Genomic DNA, 1,889 nt, shown 5'->3' on the forward strand with positions numbered 1-1,889 from the left:
GCTTTATTTTTTCTAAAAGTCCGTCGGGCGTATAAGGTTTTAAGAAGTAGTCGGTTAAACCTTCATCCTTCAAATTTTCTAAATCCAAACCAAAAACGCTTCCGGTCAAGGCAATAATCGGTAACTGCTGGTATTTTTCACTGGGCAACAGCCTGATTTTTCGGGTGGCCATAAAACCGTCCATCACTGGCATGTGCAAATCCATCAACACCAAATCGTAATCTTTTTGCATCACTGTTTTATAAGCTTCCAATCCGTTTTCTACACAATCGGCTTCAATGCCCCATTTAAAAAACAGTTTTTTGGCCAGTTTGCAGTTGATTGCATTGTCATCAACAACCAATACCAAACCCAAGCTTAAAGCACATTGCTTTTGGTTATTGCTGTTTGTTTGGGTATCGTTTAATGCTGCTTTCAACGGTCGTAATCTTTGCTTTGCCATCACCTTAAACTTTTTATAATTTTGGTGATGCTATTAACATTGTTTACGGATTACGTGGCGCAAGGTTATAAAAGCTTACGGGCAAATGCTTCTTTTATCGCCTAAAAACTGTTGCGTTTATGTTTTTTGTGATGCCGAACTTATTTCGGTATCCCACATGCTTGGTTTTATACTTTAACGAGAGATTTTGAAACAAGTACAGAATGACAATCTAATGCTTCTTTTATCAATCAAAAATAAGGTTGATAAAAGAAGCATTAGCTAAAATGAGCAGGAAAGCATTAACGCTTAATCGTTGTCTTTTTTCTTCTTTTTTTCCAGCAATACAAAAGCACTGCGTTTTGGTGCAGGCATGATGGAGTTTTCGCCTTTTACATATTTCCAGACCACATCGTTCAGTTCAAAATCTGGCACGGCATCTTCCTTCGCAAAGTTAAACTTTTCGGAACGTTTGCTGCTTCTGTTTACCGCTACGTTGCGTTGCTCTAAATTAACTTGCGCAGGTTTTGCTGTGTATGGAGAAAAATCGGGCTTGCTGGTAAAGCAATCAAACAAAGGCACGGCGGCGGCATCGTACTGGCTCATGGGCGGCAAACCTAAAATCAGTTCGATGGTGCGCAACACGCCGGAGGTAGAATACATGTTGTGCGAAACCGTATTTCGCTTAACATAAGGGCCGGCCACAAAAACCGGCGAACGATGCGCATCAATATGATCCGGGCCGTTTTGTGCATCGTCTTCCAAAATAAAAACGACAGATTCTTTCCAAACCGGACTTTTGGAAAGGTGTTCGATAAACTGGCCAATCGCCAAATCGTTATCTGCCACACACGAAATTGGCGATAAAGCACCTTTTCTTTGTCCGCTGGTATGGTCGTTGGAAATGCGGATGGAATTAAACTGCGGAACGGCGTTTATACGAAGCAACGAATCAAAATCATGCGCCCAGATTTCTACCCGTTTTACGTCTTTTACGTTCATATCAAAACCCGGGGATTGTTTGCAATAATGGTTTTCTAACGATTTTAAACTGGCTTTTCCGGTTGCGCCGTCTGTTACAAACTCGCCGTACGTGCGGTAAGTTAAACCGGCGCGCTGGCAGTAATCCCAGATAAAACCATCACGCGGATAAGCGGCTTTCCGTGTCCCTTCAAAATCGTAGTTTCCGCCGCGACCGCCGTAGCTGGTCGGCCAGGTTTTCTCCACAAAATCTGTGGCATAAGCGGCTGTACTCCAGTTGTGGCCGTCGGCGCTTACTTCGGCATCTACATAAAAATTGTCCAGCAAAACAAACTCGTTGGCCAAAGCATGGTGGTTTGGCGTTACTTTTTGCGGGAAAATACACAAAGAAGTATCACCGTTGCCTTTTGTCATATCGCCCAAAACCTGATCGTAAGTGCGGTTTTCTTTAATGATATAAAAAACGTGTTTGATGGGCGATTTTTCT

Annotated in this window: 2 protein-coding genes; both read right to left on the reverse strand. The window is 42.6% G+C overall.

Annotation, left to right across the window (positions count from 1 at the left end):
- Positions 1–442 (reverse strand): response regulator (locus Q0192_RS01695; RefSeq protein WP_299285126.1); only part of this gene is annotated, 442 nt, incomplete at its 3' end.
- A 288-nt stretch (positions 443–730) separates the two neighbouring features.
- Positions 731–1,889: alkaline phosphatase family protein (locus Q0192_RS01700; protein ID WP_299285128.1), on the reverse strand; the 1,159-nt coding region annotated here is incomplete at its 5' end.

This window comes from uncultured Mucilaginibacter sp. (genome assembly GCF_937859865.1).
In the GTDB taxonomy this organism is placed as follows: domain Bacteria; phylum Bacteroidota; class Bacteroidia; order Sphingobacteriales; family Sphingobacteriaceae; genus Mucilaginibacter_A.